Below are 15,828 nucleotides of genomic sequence, written 5' to 3'. Positions count from 1 at the left end.
TGGGGAATTAATGTGGGATGCCTGGTGCCCCGCTTTGTTCTCAGGCTCTTCGCCCGCAAGCCGGGTTCCTACAAAACTGTTTCGCGCACAAAAAAGCCGCCCACTAGGGGCGGCTTTTTAACAGCTACCGAATCTTACAACTTCGGACCCGCTGCCTTGATCGCGTCGCTGACTTCAAACTTCTTGAAGTTCTCGACGAACAGGCCGGCCAGGGCCTTGGCTGCTTCGTCGTAGGCAGCCTTGTCAGCCCAGGTGTTGCGTGGGTTCAACAGGCCGGTCTCAACGCCCGGTACGGCCAGTGGCACGTCGAGGTTGATGGTGTCCAGGTGCTCGGTTTGCGCACCGATCAACGCGCCGCTCTGGATCGCGGCGATCACCGCACGGGTGGTCGGGATGTTGAAGCGTTTGCCAACACCGTAGCCGCCGCCGGTCCAGCCGGTGTTGACCAGGTAGACCTTGGAGCCGAAGCCACGGATGCGCTTGATCAGCAGCTCTGCGTATTCGCCAGCCGGGCGCGGGAAGAACGGCGCGCCGAAGCAGGTGGAGAAGGTCGACTTGATGCCGCTGCCCGAACCCATTTCAGTCGAGCCCACCAATGCGGTGTAGCCGGACAGGAAGTGGTAGGCCGCCTGTTCTTCGTTGAGGATCGACACCGGTGGCAGCACGCCAGTCAGGTCGCAGGTCAGGAAGATCACTGCGTTTGGCTCGCCGCCCAGGTTCTTCTCGGAACGCTTGGCAACGTGCTCCAGCGGGTAGGCCGCACGGCTGTTCTGGGTCAGGCTGACATTGGTGTAATCGGCGTGCTTGGCATCGTCGATCACCACGTTTTCCAGGACGGCGCCGTGCTTGATGGCTTTCCAGATGACCGGCTCGTTTTTCTCGGACAGGTCGATGCACTTGGCATAGCAACCGCCTTCGATATTGAACACCACGCCCTCGCCCCAGCCGTGTTCGTCGTCACCGATCAGGTAACGGCTTTCGTCGGCGGACAGGGTGGTCTTGCCAGTGCCCGACAGACCGAAGAACAAGGTCACATCGCCTTCTTCGCCGATGTTGGCAGCGCAGTGCATTGGCAGCACGTCAGCGGCCGGCAGCAGGAAGTTCTGCACCGAGAACATGGCTTTTTTCATCTCGCCGGCGTAACGCATGCCAGCAATCAGGACTTTTTTCTGGGCGAAGTTGAGGATCACGCAACCATCGGAGTTGGTGCCGTCACGCTCAGGGACGCATTCAAAGTTGGCAACGTTGAGCACTTGCCACTCTTCACGCCCGGCCGGGTTGTACTGGGCCGGGTTGATGAACAGGCAACGACCGAACAGGTTCTGCCAGGCAGTCTGGGTGGTCATTTTCACGGCCAGGTAATGCTCTTCGGCAGAACCTACATGCACGTGGGAAACGAAATGCTCTTGCGCGTTGTTGAAAGCCTCGACGCGAGCCCACAGGGCATCGAACTTGTCGGCCGGGAACTTGCGGTTGATCGGGCCCCAGGCGATGGCAGCCTGGGTGGACGGCTCTTCAACGATGAAACGATCGACCGGCGAACGACCGGTACGGTGACCGGTTTCTACGACCAGCGCGCCAGTATCGGCAAGCACGCCTTCACCGCGCTGCAGGGCTTCTTTGACCAGATCGTCAACACTCAGATCGGTGTATACGGCGTTATTGGCTTGCGTCATGAGGTTCCCCGTCGGCCTATGGCCGAGTGCTCCAAACGTTTTGTAGTAGAAAGTTGCGCACTACTACCGCGAAAAAAGTGGGCCGGATTATGCCAGAAAAGCCCAAAAAGAGTAGGGCCCTCCCGTCAGAACACCTCTAATCCGGCGTTTGTCAGGTGATTTACCTGTGCTTAAACGTTTTAGTGGTGGGTGCCCGAAGGGGTGTCAACGCCAGCGCCAGCGAACAATTGGCCGATATCGGCAGCGTCGAACAGGTAGCGCTGGTTGCAGAACTGGCAATCGATCTCGATTCTGCCGCCGTGCTCCACCGCCAGGTTTTGCGCATCTTCCAGGCCCAGGCTCACCAGGGCATTGCCCGAACGCTCGCGGGAACAGCTGCAGTGGAAACGCAACGATTGCGCATCGAACAGGCGCACTTCTTCTTCGTGGTAAAGGCGGTGCAGGATGGTTTCGTTGTCCAGGCCCAGCAGCTCTTCAGCGGTCAGGGTACCGGCCAGGGCGGTCAGACCGCGCCAGCTCTCTTCGCGCTCATCCTCATCCTTGATACGGTCCGCCGGCAGCTGTTGCAACAGCAGGCCACGGGCACGCTTGCCGTCCGCGTTGAGCCAGAAGCGGGTGCCCACTTGCTGGGACATGACGAAATAGTTGGTGAAGCAGTCGGAGAGGGTTTCACCGTCCAGGTCGACAATGCCCTGGTAACGCTGGCCAACGGTCGGGTCGATGGTCAACGCCAGCACGCCGTCGGGCATCAGGTCGGCCAGGGTCGCGTGCGCCGGGATCCGGTCTGCGTCATACCGGGCCAGGCCACGGATTTCGCGGTTGCTGGAGCACTCGATCATCAGCATGGGCACCGGGCCTTCGGAACGGGCCTGGAGAATCAGCAAGCCATCGAACTTCATGGTGCCCACCAGCAGCGACGCGGCGGCCATCAGTTCGCCGAGCAACTGCGCGACCGGCTCCGGATAGGGGTGCTTGGCAAGGACTTCGGCATAGCTGCGCTCCAGGGCAACCAGTTCGCCACGCGCGTCGTTGTCGTCAAAGAGGAAACGTTGGGTGAAGTCGGTATCCGGTAGATCAGTCATAGGTCTGGGTATCTGAATTGATGACAAAGTGATGACAATGTTTCTAAAATTATGCGCTTTAGCACCAATTTGGTGCGATTTTCTTCTGATAGGTGAAGAGAGTTTAGAGCGAAGAGGAAACAGTTTATGAACAATCCGGGTTTGTTCCAAGCCAAGTGGAACCTCGGGCGATTGGCCCTGTGCAATTTACTCGCTCTGGGGCTGCTGTGTTTTTGGCTATGGCCCGCGGGCCAGATGCTTTGCGTGATATTCGACGAATGGCTGTTTCATCTGCTCAACGACCCGCTGGCCAGCAACCCGGCCTGGCTGCATGTATGGGCGATCGCCAGCCTGCGCCCCTTTGATGCGGTGGTCGGGGTGATTCTGCTGATGCTGCTGATTCGCGGCGAATGGGTATTCAAGGCGATTGAAGTGCGCCAGGCGTTTTTCGGCTTCCTCGCGATTCTGCTGTTGCTGCTGTTTATCCGCATGCTGTTTTCCAAGCTCGCGGCGCAGATGGGCTGGCAGCACAACAGCCCGTCAATGGTGATCAGCGGGGCGATCCACATGAGCGATTACTTCCCTGACCTGGAAAAAACCTGGGAATTGAAGGATCGCTCCAGCCAGAGCTTCCCCGGTGATCATGCTTCGGTGCTGCTGATCTGGGGGATGTTCATGAGCGTGTTTGCCAAGCGCGTTGGCCAGGTTGTGCTGATCTGGGCCCTGGCGCTGCTGTTCATGATGCCGCGCCTGGTGGCGGGTGCGCACTGGGGGCAGGACGACTATATCGGCGGTGTGCTGCTGGCGTTGTTGGCACTGGGCTGGGGTTATTACACGCCGTTTGCGGCGAAGGTGTCGGGTTGGCTGCTGCGCGTGACCGCACCGTTATTCGGGTTGTTGCAACGAGTACCTGTGATCAATCGCTTGAGCGTGATCCGCAACGCCTGACCTGTAGGAGCCGGCTTGCCGGCGAAGAGGCCCTCGACGGCACTGCAACTGTTGCAACCGCCATTGCTGGCAAGCCAGTTCCTACAGCAGATAACCGATATTCAGTCGTCATTGCCGCTGCCGCGAAACTTGAACAGGTCGCGGCGCTGTTTCTTGCTGGGCTTGCCATCGGTGCTCATGCCCAAGGCTCCGGCCTTGCGCATGGCCGCCGCATTCTCGCGCTTGGCAATACTGGCAGGTGTCTCGGTGTACAGTGCCTGGGCTTCGGGTGCGCCACGGCGAACGACGGAAAGCGCCTCGACCAACACCGTTTTTTCATCAAACCCGACGCGGATCTGCAACTCATCACCCACACGCGGCTCCTTGCCTGGCTTGCAGCGCTCGCCACGGCAATGCACCTTGCCGCTCTCGATGGCGGCCTTGGCCAAGGCCCGGGTCTTGTAGAAACGTGCAGCCCACAGCCACTTGTCCAAACGGACTTTTTCGTCCTCTTCCTGCTTTTGAGCCACTTGAATTCCTCGCTCTGAAAAATGTCGCAACTTAACAGTCGAAGCCCTTCGACGCACAAACGCCAAGGCTCACCTAAGATACGCCAGCTGTCAGGCAGTTTCCCCTCAGCCGTGGTTTTTTGTGGCGTGAAGATATCTGTCGCCATTTGGTGAATATTCTGCGTGAATACCGCGAATTCGGCGCCAAGCGCTCGTCAACGTTCCTGGGTTGTCACAATCTGTGAGCAGTTGGACGCTAGTGTCGTGTGACGTCGAAACATTTCTGATTGCCGGTTGTTCATATTGAAGACATTTGACCATTTGACCGTTGTCGGTCTGCGTGAATGGGTGGCACTGCCCGATCTGGGAGTGGCGGGCCTGCGCGCGAAGATCGACACCGGGGCCAGTACCTCCAGCCTGCATGCCACCGAGATCGAGCCTTTTGAGCGTGACGGTGAAAGGTGGGTGCGTTTCACCGCCCACCTGGGCAGCGTGGTGCAGCTGCGTCACCGGCGCTGCGAAGCGCCGCTGGTGGCGATGAAAACCATTAAAAGCTCCAACGGCCAGGCGCAGGTGCGCTACGTCATCAGCACCACCCTGGCCCTGGGTGATCGGGTATGGCGGGTGGAGTTTACCCTGGCTTGCCGCAAGACCATGCGTTACCGCCTGTTGCTAGGTTCCAAAGCCCTGATCGACGGCCAGTTGGTGGTCAACCCGGGGCTCAAGTACGTTCAAGACAAGCCGGTGTTCCCGGTCTCTACTATTGCTGCCACAGGTGTTGCATGAAGATCGCTGTGCTGTCGCGTAACCCGCGTCTGTATTCCACCCGTCGTCTGGTCGAGGCCGGCACCGAACGGGGCCATGAGATGGTGGTGATCGATACGTTGCGCGCCTATATGAACATTGCCAGTCATAAGCCGCAGATCCACTACCGGGGCAAACCACTGGAAGGCTTCGACGCGGTGATCCCGCGTATCGGTGCCTCGGTGACCTTCTACGGCTGCGCGGTACTGCGCCAGTTTGAAATGATGGGGGTGTTTCCACTCAACGAATCGGTGGCCATTGCCCGTTCCCGGGACAAGCTGCGCTCCCTGCAATTGCTCTCGCGCCGGGGCATCGGCTTGCCAGTGACTGGCTTTGCCCATTCCCCCGATGACATTCCCGACCTGATCGAGATGGTCAACGGTGCCCCATTGGTGATCAAAGTACTGGAAGGCACCCAGGGCATTGGCGTGGTGCTGTGTGAAACCGCCACGGCGGCAGAGTCGGTGATCGAGGCGTTCATGGGCCTGAAGCAGAACATCATGGTCCAGGAGTACATCAAGGAGGCCGGCGGTGCCGATATCCGCTGCTTCGTGGTGGGGGACAAGGTGATTGCGGCGATGAAACGCCAGGCCAAGCCGGGAGAATTTCGCTCCAACCTGCACCGAGGCGGCAGCGCCAGCCTGATCAAGATTACTCCGGAAGAACGCATGACCGCCCTGCGTGCAGCCAAGGTCATGGGCTTGAGTGTGGCGGGCGTGGATATCCTGCGCTCGAACCACGGGCCACTGGTGATGGAAGTGAACTCTTCACCGGGCCTGGAAGGGATTGAAACCACCACCAACAAGGATGTGGCGGGGATCATCATTCAGCATCTGGAGAAGAACAGCGGGCCGAACATGACCCGTACCAAAGGCAAGGGCTGAAATACTCCCTTATAGGGCAGCACAAACCAGTGTGGGAGCTGGCTTGCCTGCGATGACTGACTAACATTCAACATCAATGTCGACTGTTACATCTTCTCGCAGGCAAGCCATTTCCCACATTTGATTTTCGTCGTGGCTTAGACCGCATCTCTTGGCAGCATCAGCCCCAATGGCAAGCGCACTCGCGCTTCCAACCCGCCATCGGCACGGTTACGCAGTTCGACATTGCCACCATGCATCGAAGCAATCCGCCGCACAATCGCCAGGCCCAGGCCGGTGCCTTTGCCACCACGGGCACGATCACCGCGGGTAAAGGGGTTGAAAATGCCTTCCAGCTCTGCCGGATCGATCCCGGCGCCACGGTCCATGACACTCAGCACCACATAAGGCGCATTGGTGTCACCCGACACATAGGCGGCGACTTCCACCTCGGTGCCCGCGTGATGCAAGGCGTTGCCGATCAGGTTGTTCAGCAGGCGCTTCATCGAGACCCGGCGCAACGCAAAGGGCTGGATCGGCTCCAGGCGCATGTGCACCTGCTCGCCATTCTGGTTGTAGGGCGCCACGACCTCGCGGACCAGATCGGTCAGGTCCACCTCTTCCACCACCTCGTCACGACCATCGCGGATAAACGCCAGGAACTGGTCGAGAATCGCATCCATGTCTTCGATATCACGGACCATGTCATCGGTCAGGTCGGTATGGTTGCCCATCAACTCCAGGGACAGGCGCAAGCGTGTCAGCGGCGTGCGCAGGTCGTGTGAAACCCCGGCCAGCATCAGCTCACGCTCACGACCGGCCTGTTCGACATCCTCGGCCATCTGGTTGAACGCGCTGTAGACCTCGGTCATTTCGCTGGGAGTGTCGCTGATCGGCAGGCGCACGCTGCGACCCTGCCCCAATTGCCTGGCCGCAAATACCAGGCGCTTGAGTGGCTGGTTGAGCTGACGCACGAAGATCCAGGCCGACGCAGTGGAAAGCAAGCCAATGGCCAGGAACCAACCGAGCACGTTCCAGATCTTCTGACCCCGCAGCGGGTGGGGATACAACGGCACTTTCAGCCATCCATCCCCCAGGCTCGGGGCTCGCACCCACAAGGCTGGTGAAACATGCATGCGCAGCCGCACCTCAGTGTCTTCGCCCAATTCGGCCTGCATCTGGCGCTGGTAGATCTCGCTGTAGGGCCAATGCTGTTCGCCCTCCGGCACGCCCGCACCCACCACGCGAGTCAAGGTTGCCGCCTTGGCGATTTTTTCACGATTCTCCGGGTCGGCAGCCCAGTAGGCACGCAACGTCAGCGCAACACCGTGACTGTACTGGCGGTCTACCAACACGTCTTCGTTCATCAGCAGGTAAACGAGGGTCAGCGCCTTGGAAAACAGCACGACGATCAGCACCAGCCAAAGGGTGCGGGAGAAGAAACTTTGCGGGAACCACAGCGGGGTTTTCATAGAAGACAGCTAGACACCTGGCAAGAGCGAGCCACGCTCGCAGAATTGCAGACGCCGGGCATCCGGCCGACCCGCTGGGATCGAACTCCGGAATACCCGCATGTGCAAATCATCGGTTACTTGGTTGCCGTGCCATCCGGCACAAACACGTAACCCACGCCCCACACTGTCTGGATATAACGCGGCTTGGACGGGTCCGGCTCGATCATCCGGCGCAGACGGGAAATCTGCACATCGATGGAGCGCTCCAGGGCGTCCCATTCACGACCACGGGCCAGGTTCATCAGCTTGTCACGGGTCAGCGGTTGGCGAGCGTTCATCACCAGCGCCTTGAGTACCGCGAATTCGCCCGTGGTGAGCATGTGGACTTCTTCGCCACGCTTGAGCTCACGGGTGGCCAGCGACAGCTCGTAGTCACCAAAGGTCACGCTTTCGTCTTCGCTGCCTGGAGCGCCCGGAACCGGAGCCGCCTGGCGACGCAATACAGCCTTGACCCGCGCCATCAGCTCGTCGGGGTTGAACGGCTTGGCCAGGTAATCGTCGGCGCCCAGTTCCAGGCCTTTGATCCGGCTCAGTTCATCGCCCTTGGCGGTCAGCATGATGATCGGAATCTGGTTGTTGGTGCTGCGCAGGCGCTTGCAGGCGGTCAGGCCGTCTTCACCGGGCAACATCAGGTCGAGTACGACCAGGTTGAAGACCTCGCGCCCCAGCAGGCGGTCCATCTGCTCGGTGTTCGGCACCGCGCGGGCACGGTAGCCCTTGGAGGTGAAGAACCGCTCCAGCAGGCTGCTCAGCCCCGGATCGTCATCAACGATGAGAATTTTTTCGCCTTCAGCAGTTTGTGCAGTGCTGCTCATTGGATGCTCCTCTTATCTGGCGCGCATTATGGCTTAGCTGCCGTTATACGCACGGTACGCATTGTTAGCAGATTTTTCTCCAACCACCAGTACGCCTGCTCCTGGCGCAATCCCCCCAAGGACGGATCGCTGGTTATAATGCCGCGCCTCAGTGCCGGGCAATACCAAGGCCGGCCTGGTGTTTTTTTCATCTGCTAGTCGTGACTTTTTCGATTTCGAGGGTCAATAGGCTGCCTCTTGACCCAGGCAGCGGCGCCAGTCGGGCCGCTCAACCAGCCGCGCAGGGCCTTGTTTTGCGGGCCTGCACACTGCTTTCAAGAATTTCAGGTGGTTTTATGGACAGCATCAACAGCCGCATCGCCGAGGAACTCGGTGTACGCCCACAACAGGTCGAAGCGGCCGTCGCTCTACTGGATGAAGGCTCCACGGTGCCCTTCATCGCCCGTTACCGTAAAGAAGTGACCGGCAGCCTCGATGATATCCAGCTGCGACATCTGGAAGAACGCCTGCGCTACCTGCGAGAACTCGACGAACGGCGTGTCAGCATCCTCGCCAGCATCCAGGAGCAGGGCAAGCTGACCCCGCAACTCGAACGCGACATCAAGCTCGCCGACACCAAGACCCGCCTCGAAGACCTGTACCTGCCGTACAAGCAGAAACGCCGCACCAAGGGCCAGATCGCCCTGGAAGCCGGCCTCGGCGAACTGGCAGACGGCCTGTTCAACGACCCGTCCCTGGCCCCGGAAACCGAAGCTGCGCGCTTTGTCGATAGCGAAAAAGGCGTGGCCGACGTCAAGGCGGCCCTCGAAGGCGCCAAGTACATCCTCATGGAGCGCTTCGCCGAAGACGCCAACCTGCTGGAAAAACTGCGTAACTACCTGAAACAGGAAGCCACTCTCAGCGCCCGCGTGATTGCCGGCAAAGAGGAAGAAGGCGCCAAGTTCCGCGACTACTTCGAGCACGACGAACCGCTCAAGAGCATGCCGTCCCACCGCGCCCTCGCCATTTTCCGCGGGCGCAACGAAGGTATTCTCAGCTCCGCGCTGAAAGTCGGCGACGAACTGCCGGGCACCATGCACCCGTGCGAAGGCATGATCGGCCAACAATTCGGCATCCAGAATCAGAATCGTCCTGCGGACAAATGGCTCGGTGAAGTCGTGCGCTGGACCTGGAAGGTCAAGCTCTACACCCACCTGGAAACCGACCTGCTGGGCGAACTGCGCGACGGCGCCGAGACCGAGGCGATCAACGTATTCGCCCACAACCTGCACGACCTGCTACTCGCCGCGCCGGCCGGCCCGCGCGCGACCCTGGGCCTGGACCCGGGCCTGCGCACCGGTTGCAAGGTCGCCGTGGTCGACGCCACCGGCAAGCTGCTGGACCACGCCACCGTGTACCCGCATGTACCCCACAACAAGTGGGACCAGACCATCGCCATCCTGGCCGCCCTGTGCGCCAAGCACGCGGTAGACCTGATCGCCATCGGCAACGGCACCGCCAGCCGAGAAACCGACAAGCTGGCCCTGGAGCTGATCAAAAAATACCCAGGCATGAAAATGACCAAGGTCATGGTCTCCGAAGCGGGCGCTTCGGTGTACTCGGCGTCGGAGTTGGCCTCCAAGGAATTCCCGGACCTCGATGTGTCGATCCGTGGCGCAGTGTCCATCGCGCGCCGCCTGCAGGATCCACTGGCCGAACTGGTGAAGATCGACCCTAAATCCATCGGCGTCGGCCAGTACCAGCACGATGTGTCGCAGCTGAAACTGGCGCGCGGCCTGGATGCAGTAGTGGAAGACTGTGTGAACAAGGTCGGCGTCGACGTCAACACCGCCTCGGTCGCCTTGCTCGCGCGGATTTCCGGCCTCAACTCCACCCTGGCGCAGAATATCGTCACCCATCGTGATGAAAACGGCGCGTTCAAGACCCGTGCGGCGCTGAAAAAAGTCGCACGCCTTGGCGAAAAAACCTTCGAACAGGCCGCCGGCTTCCTGCGCGTGATGAACGGTGACAACCCGCTGGACGCCTCGGCGGTCCACCCGGAAGCCTACCCGCTGGTGCAACGCATTGCCGCTGAAACCGACCGCGATATCCGTTCGCTGATCGGTGACGCCGGGTTCCTCAAGCGCCTGGATCCAAAGAAGTACACCGACGAAACCTTCGGCGTGCCGACCATCACCGACATCCTGCAAGAGCTGGAAAAACCCGGTCGCGACCCGCGTCCCGAGTTCAAGACCGCCGAGTTCCAGGAAGGCGTCGAAGACCTCAAGGACCTGCAACTGGGAATGATCCTCGAAGGCGTGGTGACCAACGTGACCAACTTCGGTGCCTTTGTGGACATCGGCGTGCATCAGGACGGTTTGGTGCATATTTCTGCGCTTTCGGAGAAGTTCATCAAGGATCCGCGTGAGGCGGTGAAGGCCGGGGATGTGGTCAAGGTCAAGGTCATGGAAGTCGATATCCCGCGCAAACGCGTGGGTCTGTCGATGCGTATGAGCGATACCCCCGGCGAGAAAATCGACGGCGCCCGTGGCGCACGCCCAGGTTCAGCGCCGCGCCAGTCGCAAAACCGCTCTGAAAACAGTGCACCGCGCAAGGAAACCGCCACCGCAGCCCCGGCCAACAATGCCATGGCTTCGTTGTTCGCCAACGCCAAGCAACTGAAAAAACGCTGATGGAGCTGCCAGCCGGCCTGACCCACAGCGCTTTCAGCGAACTGCTCGGCTGCCGCCTGCAACGCCTGGACCAGGGCGTTGCCGAGGTTGCCCTGAGCCTTGAGCCGCAACTGCGCAACCGCGCGGGCAAGCTCCATGGCGGGGCGATTTTCAGCCTGGTGGACATTGCCATGGGGCTGGCCTGTTCCAGCGCCCATGGTTTCGACCAGCAGAGTGCGACCATCGAGTGCAAAATCAATTACATCCGTGCCGTGTCCGACGGTGACGTGCTGTGTACCGCCCGGGTCATCCACCCCGGCCGGCGCACGCTGGTGGTCGAGGCCGAGGTGTATCAGGACGAAAGACTCGTCGCAAAAGCACAAGGCACCTTCGCTGTCCTATAGCTCCCGGTCATCAATTTGGGTTAATTTCGGCGCTGCAAAAACAGCGTCGGAATTTTCTTCCTGCGCGATAGCCTAATTCAGGGAATGAAGTCGGCACTTTCAGAGCAGGTTATTCCGGCTCGAAAACCAGGCGATAACGCCAGTTTTAACTTCACCCTTGTAGACCGTCTTGCCCACCCCCATATTGGGGCGACTGACGCGTGAAGGAATCCAACTTGAGCGAACTTCTCAACCGCCGCCTGGCTCTGCTCGGCAAGCGCGAACACCTCTCTTTGCTTGAGCATTGCCTGCACGGCATCGAGCGTGAATGCCTGCGTGTCACCGGCGAAGGCCGCCTGGCTCAAACGCCGCATCCAGAGGCCCTGGGCGCGGCATTGACCCATGAATCGATCACCACCGACTATTCCGAGTCGCTGCTGGAGTTCATCACGCCGGCGCTGCCCAACCCGGCAGATACCCTGCGCAGCCTCGACAAGATTCATCGTTTTGCCTACAGCAAGCTCGGCAACGAGTACCTGTGGAGTCCATCGATGCCGTGCCCGTTGCCGGCCGAGGAAGATATTCCGATTGCCTACTACGGCACCTCCAACATCGGACAGCTCAAGTACGTGTATCGCAAGGGCCTGGCCCTGCGCTACGGCAAGACCATGCAGTGCATCGCCGGGATCCACTACAACTTTTCCCTGCCGGAAGAGCTGTGGCCGCTGCTCAAGGAAACCGAGGGTTTCGTGGGCACCGACCGTGACTACCAGTCCACGGCCTACATCGCCCTGATCCGTAACTTCCGCCGCTACAGCTGGCTGCTGATGTACCTGTTCGGTGCCTCGCCGGCCCTGGATGCGGGTTTCCTGCGCGGACGTTCCCATCAGCTTGAACAGTTCGATGCCGACACCCTTTACCTGCCGTATGCCACCAGCCTGCGCATGAGCGACCTGGGTTACCAGAGCAACGCCCAGGCGGGCCTGACCCCTTGCTACAACGATCTGGCCAGCTACACCGACAGCCTGCGCGAAGCGGTGGCAACGCCCTACGCGCCCTACGTCGAAGTCGGCACCCATAAGGATGGTGAGTGGGTCCAGCTCAACACCAACATCCTGCAGATCGAAAACGAGTACTACTCCAACATCCGCCCCAAACGCGTGACCTACACCGGCGAGCGGCCGATCCAGGCGCTGATGGCCCGTGGCATCCAGTACATCGAAGTGCGCTGCCTGGACATCAACCCGTTCCTGCCGATGGGCATCGACTTGCCGGAGTCGCGCTTCCTCGACGCGTTCCTGCTGTATTGCGCGCTGAACGACAGCCCGCTGTTCGAAAACAACGAGTGCGCCAATGCCACGTCGAACTTCCTCAGCGTGGTCAAGGAAGGCCGGCGCCCGGGCCTGCAATTGCAGCGTCGCGGCGAATCGGTGGAAATGAAGGAATGGGCCGCCGAGCTACTGGAAAAAATCGCACCGCTGGCTGCGCTGCTCGACCAGAGCCAGGGCATCAACGAACACAGCCAGGCACTGGATGCCCAGTTGGCGAAGATCAAGGACTCCTCCCTGACCCCGTCGGCCCAGGTGTTGGCGACCATGCAGGAGCGCAAGGAAAGCTTCGCGCAGTTCTCCCTGCGTCAGAGCGAAGTGCATGCCGAGTACTTCCGCAGCGAGCCGTTGCCGGCGGACGAACAAGCACGCTTTGAAGAGCTGGCGCGTACGTCGCTGGCGCAACAGACGGAGCTGGAGCAGAACGAAGTGGGGGATTTTGATGTGTTTGTCGGGTCGTACCAGGCGAGCATCCTGGCGATCAGCAACTGACACGCCCTTTGTAGGAGCGAGCTTGCTCGCGAAAAACTCAAGCACGCCGCGTTTATCCAAGCCGAACGCGTCATCGTTAAGGTTTTTCGCGAGCAAGCTCGCTCCTACATAAGCTAATTCGAAAATGTTATTTATTTTCGGATTCTTAGATCATTTAGTCTCCTCACACGCCGACCTGCGGCCGCCTGATGAGGAGCTTTTCCATGCTACGACCTTTCCCTTTACGCCTCCTGGCGGCCCTGTCCCTGGCCGGCGCCAGCCTGCTTGCCCAGGCGGCCGACGTGACCATCGCCTATCAGACCACCGTTGACCCGGCCAAAGTCGCCCAGGCCGACGGTGCTTATGAAAAAGCCACAAACGCCACTATCGACTGGCGCAAATTCGACAATGGCGCCGATATCATTGCCGCCATCGCTTCCGGCGATGTGCAGATCGGCTACCTCGGTTCCAGCCCGCTGACCGCGGCCATCACCCGCAAAGTGCCGGTGCAGACCTTCCTCGTCGCCACCCAGATCGGCGGCGCCGAAGCCCTGGTGGCGCGCAACGGTTCCGGGATCAACAGCCCGCAGGACCTGATCGGCAAGAAAATCGCCGTACCGTTTGTCTCAACCGGCCACTACAGCCTGCTGGCCGCGCTCAAGCATTGGAACATCGACCCATCGAAAGTCACCGTACTCAACCTCGCCCCGCCCGCCATCATTGCCGCCTGGAAGCGTGGCGATATCGATGCCACTTATGTCTGGGACCCGGCCCTGGGCGTGGCCAAGGAAAACGGCAAAGTGCTGATCACCTCCGGCGAACTGGCCAAGTTCGGCGCGCCGACCTTCGATGCCTGGATCGTGCGTAAGGACTTTGCCGAGAAGCACCCGGAAATTGTCAGCGCCTTCGCCAAAGTCACCCTCGATGCCTACGCCCAATACCGTAAAGACCCACAAGCCTGGCTGGCCGACAAGGGCAATGTCGACAAACTGGTGAAGCTCTCCGGCGCCAAGGCCAGCGACATTCCGCTGCTGCTGCAAGGCAACGTCTACCCGCTGGCCGCTGATCAAGTAACCCTGCTCGGCGCCCCGACCACCAAGGCCGTGACCGACACCGCCGCGTTCCTCAAGGAACAAGGCAAGGTCGAGGCCGTGCTGGCGGACTACGCCCCTTACGTCAGCGCCAAGTTCATCACTAACTGATCAGGAGTTCACCGCGATGGCCTTGCTACAGCTGGAGCGCATCAGCGCACAGTACCCAGGCGCGACCACGCCCGTGCTGGCGGACATTTCCCTGACCCTTGGCCCCCAGCAATTGCTGGTGGCCCTCGGCCCTTCCGGCAGTGGCAAGACTTCGCTGTTGAACCTGATTGCCGGCTTCGTCGAACCCAGCGCCGGGCGCATCACCCTAGACGGCGTGCCCGTCCAAGGCCCGAGTGCCGAGCGCGGCGTGGTGTTCCAGGACGATGCCTTGCTGCCCTGGCAGGATGTGCTGGCCAATGTCGGCTTCGGCCTGGAACTGGCCGGCGTGCCCAAGGCCCAGCGGCATGTCCGCGCCCGGGAAATGCTCGCCCTGGTGGACCTGGCCGGCTTTGACAGCCGGCGCATCTGGCAGCTGTCTGGCGGGCAGAAACAACGCGTCGGCCTGGCCCGCGCCCTGGCGGCCGACCCACGGGTGCTGCTGATGGACGAACCCTTCGGCGCCCTCGATGCCTTCACCCGCGAACAGATGCAGGAGCTGCTGCTGCAAGTCTGGCGGCGCACGGCCAAGCCGGTGTTCCTGATCACCCACGACATCGAAGAAGCGGTCTTCCTCGCCACTGACCTGATTTTGCTGGCACCCAACCCCGGGCAAATCGTCGAGCGCCTGAGCCTGGATTTCGGCCAGCGTTACGCGGCCGGCGAGCCGGCCCGCGCGATCAAGTCCGACCCACGGTTTATCGAAACCCGCGAACATGTGCTGGGCAAAGTGTTCTCGCAACGGCAGGTGTACGCATGAGCAGCTATGAAATCCCGGCCACCGCCGCCAACCCAATCACCCCGCCGTTGCGCCGCAGCCTGAGCACGCGCTGGATCAGCCTGCTGACCCTGGTTGCGCTGCTGGCGCTATGGTGGGCCGTGACCGCCAGCGGGCTGATCGAGCCGCTGTTCCTGCCGCCACCGTCTGCCGTGCTGCAAAAAGGCTGGCTGCTGGCGACCAGCGGCTACATGGATTCCACCCTCTGGCAGCACCTGGGCGCCAGCCTTGGGCGTATCGGCCTGGGCCTGGGCTTTGCGGTGCTAACCGCCGTGCCGATCGGCATTGCCATCGGCGCCAACCGCATCGCCCGCGGCATTCTCGACCCGCTGATCGAGTTCTACCGGCCGATCCCGCCGCTGGCCTATCTGCCGTTGATCGTGATCTGGTGCGGCATCGGCGAGCTGTCCAAGGTGTTGCTGATCTACCTGGCGATCTTCGCCCCGATTGCCATCGCCACCGCCACCGGCGTACGCACGGTCGACCCGGCCAAATTGCGCGCAGCACAGTCTTTGGGCGCCACCCGGGCGCAGTTGATTCGCCATGTGATTCTGCCCAGCGCCCTGCCCGACATTCTCACCGGTGTGCGCATCGGCCTGGGTGTGGGTTGGTCGACCCTGGTGGCCGCCGAGTTGATCGCAGCTACCAGCGGCCTGGGGTTCATGGTGCAGTCGGCGGCGCAGTTTCTGGTGACCGATGTGGTGGTGCTGGGCATCCTGGTGATCGCGCTGATCGCCTTTGCCATGGAAATGGGCCTGCGCGCCCTGCAGCGTAAATTGGTGCCGTGGCATGGCCAGGCACACTAAGAAG

14 protein-coding genes are annotated in these 15,828 nt (G+C 60.9%); 9 read left to right on the top strand and 5 right to left on the bottom strand.

Annotation, left to right across the window (positions count from 1 at the left end; all coding sequences use genetic code 11):
• Positions 1-134 precede the first annotated feature (134 nt).
• Complete coding sequence (locus ACSSVH_RS01215; RefSeq protein WP_057437065.1) at positions 135-1,676, bottom strand: phosphoenolpyruvate carboxykinase; 1,542 nt, start codon at positions 1,674-1,676, stop codon at positions 135-137.
• A gap of 179 nt (positions 1,677-1,855) precedes the next feature.
• Positions 1,856-2,758: an Hsp33 family molecular chaperone HslO gene (gene hslO / locus ACSSVH_RS01210; RefSeq protein WP_492633972.1), complete on the bottom strand. Its 903-nt coding sequence runs from the start codon at positions 2,756-2,758 to the stop codon at positions 1,856-1,858.
• Positions 2,759-2,884: 126 nt separating this feature from the next.
• Between hslO and ACSSVH_RS01205 the strand changes: the two genes are divergently transcribed.
• Positions 2,885-3,685, top strand: a complete 801-nt coding sequence (locus ACSSVH_RS01205; protein WP_170042340.1) for a phosphatase PAP2 family protein — start codon at positions 2,885-2,887, stop codon at positions 3,683-3,685.
• 101 nt (positions 3,686-3,786) lie between these two features.
• Here the strand turns inward: ACSSVH_RS01205 and ACSSVH_RS01200 are convergent, their stop codons facing one another.
• Positions 3,787-4,194: a S4 domain-containing protein gene (locus tag ACSSVH_RS01200; protein ID WP_169953893.1), complete on the bottom strand. Its 408-nt coding sequence runs from the start codon at positions 4,192-4,194 to the stop codon at positions 3,787-3,789.
• A gap of 282 nt (positions 4,195-4,476) precedes the next feature.
• On the opposite strand from ACSSVH_RS01200, the gene rimB reads away from it, so the two are divergent.
• Positions 4,477-4,959 carry a retropepsin-like aspartic endopeptidase RimB gene (gene rimB / locus ACSSVH_RS01195; protein ID WP_492633971.1) on the top strand — a complete coding sequence of 161 codons (483 nt, stop codon included), beginning with the start codon at positions 4,477-4,479 and terminating at the stop codon, positions 4,957-4,959.
• Positions 4,956-5,861 carry a 30S ribosomal protein S6--L-glutamate ligase gene (gene rimK, locus ACSSVH_RS01190; protein ID WP_038445187.1) on the top strand — a complete coding sequence of 302 codons (906 nt, stop codon included), beginning with the start codon at positions 4,956-4,958 and terminating at the stop codon, positions 5,859-5,861. Before rimB ends, rimK begins: the two co-directional genes overlap by 4 nt.
• Positions 5,862-5,998: 137 nt before the next feature.
• Here rimK and ACSSVH_RS01185 read toward each other — a convergent pair whose 3' ends face one another.
• On the bottom strand, positions 5,999-7,312 hold the full coding sequence (locus tag ACSSVH_RS01185; RefSeq protein WP_169953894.1) for an ATP-binding protein: 1,314 nt from the start codon (positions 7,310-7,312) through the stop codon (positions 5,999-6,001).
• Between the two features lie 116 nt (positions 7,313-7,428).
• A complete protein-coding gene (gene ompR / locus ACSSVH_RS01180) occupies positions 7,429-8,169 on the bottom strand; it encodes an osmolarity response regulator transcription factor OmpR (RefSeq protein ID WP_032856582.1) in 741 nt (246 codons plus the stop codon).
• 335 nt (positions 8,170-8,504) lie between these two features.
• Between ompR and ACSSVH_RS01175 the strand changes: the two genes are divergently transcribed.
• The 6 genes from ACSSVH_RS01175 to tauC all read left to right on the top strand — a co-directional run bounded on the left by ACSSVH_RS01175 (position 8,505) and on the right by tauC (position 15,824).
• Positions 8,505-10,841: a Tex family protein gene (locus ACSSVH_RS01175; protein WP_492633970.1), complete on the top strand. Its 2,337-nt coding sequence runs from the start codon at positions 8,505-8,507 to the stop codon at positions 10,839-10,841.
• On the top strand, positions 10,841-11,224 hold the full coding sequence (locus ACSSVH_RS01170) for a PaaI family thioesterase (RefSeq protein ID WP_169953896.1): 384 nt from the start codon (positions 10,841-10,843) through the stop codon (positions 11,222-11,224). The genes ACSSVH_RS01175 and ACSSVH_RS01170 overlap by 1 nt, the downstream gene beginning before the upstream one ends.
• Before the next feature lie 215 nt (positions 11,225-11,439).
• Positions 11,440-13,023: a glutamate--cysteine ligase gene (gene gshA / locus ACSSVH_RS01165; RefSeq protein WP_492633969.1), complete on the top strand. Its 1,584-nt coding sequence runs from the start codon at positions 11,440-11,442 to the stop codon at positions 13,021-13,023.
• 203 nt (positions 13,024-13,226) lie between these two features.
• A complete protein-coding gene (tauA, locus tag ACSSVH_RS01160) occupies positions 13,227-14,204 on the top strand; it encodes a taurine ABC transporter substrate-binding protein (protein ID WP_170042337.1) in 978 nt (325 codons plus the stop codon).
• Positions 14,205-14,220: 16 nt separating this feature from the next.
• Positions 14,221-15,000 carry a taurine ABC transporter ATP-binding subunit gene (tauB, locus tag ACSSVH_RS01155; protein WP_432754878.1) on the top strand — a complete coding sequence of 260 codons (780 nt, stop codon included), beginning with the start codon at positions 14,221-14,223 and terminating at the stop codon, positions 14,998-15,000.
• Positions 14,997-15,824, top strand: a complete 828-nt coding sequence (tauC, locus tag ACSSVH_RS01150) for a taurine ABC transporter permease TauC (RefSeq protein WP_169953900.1) — start codon at positions 14,997-14,999, stop codon at positions 15,822-15,824. The genes tauB and tauC overlap by 4 nt, the downstream gene beginning before the upstream one ends.
• Positions 15,825-15,828 lie beyond the last annotated feature (4 nt).

This window comes from Pseudomonas sp. HC1(2025), from assembly GCF_058742075.1.
This window is presented reverse-complemented; position numbering and strand designations above follow the sequence as displayed.

Excerpts from the sequence above, each read along its gene's own strand:
- tauC (WP_169953900.1), top strand. The coding sequence starts at position 14,997 with ATGAGCAGCTATGAAATCCCGGCCACCGCCGCCAACCCAATCACCCCG.
- ACSSVH_RS01215 (WP_057437065.1), bottom strand. The coding sequence starts at position 1,676 with ATGACGCAAGCCAATAACGCCGTATACACCGATCTGAGTGTTGACGAT.
- ACSSVH_RS01185 (WP_169953894.1), bottom strand. The coding sequence starts at position 7,312 with ATGAAAACCCCGCTGTGGTTCCCGCAAAGTTTCTTCTCCCGCACCCTT.
- ompR (WP_032856582.1), bottom strand. The coding sequence starts at position 8,169 with ATGAGCAGCACTGCACAAACTGCTGAAGGCGAAAAAATTCTCATCGTT.
- ACSSVH_RS01205 (WP_170042340.1), top strand. The coding sequence starts at position 2,885 with ATGAACAATCCGGGTTTGTTCCAAGCCAAGTGGAACCTCGGGCGATTG.
- ACSSVH_RS01170 (WP_169953896.1), top strand. The coding sequence starts at position 10,841 with ATGGAGCTGCCAGCCGGCCTGACCCACAGCGCTTTCAGCGAACTGCTC.
- rimK (WP_038445187.1), top strand. The coding sequence starts at position 4,956 with ATGAAGATCGCTGTGCTGTCGCGTAACCCGCGTCTGTATTCCACCCGT.
- tauB (WP_432754878.1), top strand. The coding sequence starts at position 14,221 with ATGGCCTTGCTACAGCTGGAGCGCATCAGCGCACAGTACCCAGGCGCG.
- tauA (WP_170042337.1), top strand. The coding sequence starts at position 13,227 with ATGCTACGACCTTTCCCTTTACGCCTCCTGGCGGCCCTGTCCCTGGCC.
- ACSSVH_RS01175 (WP_492633970.1), top strand. The coding sequence starts at position 8,505 with ATGGACAGCATCAACAGCCGCATCGCCGAGGAACTCGGTGTACGCCCA.
- hslO (WP_492633972.1), bottom strand. The coding sequence starts at position 2,758 with ATGACTGATCTACCGGATACCGACTTCACCCAACGTTTCCTCTTTGAC.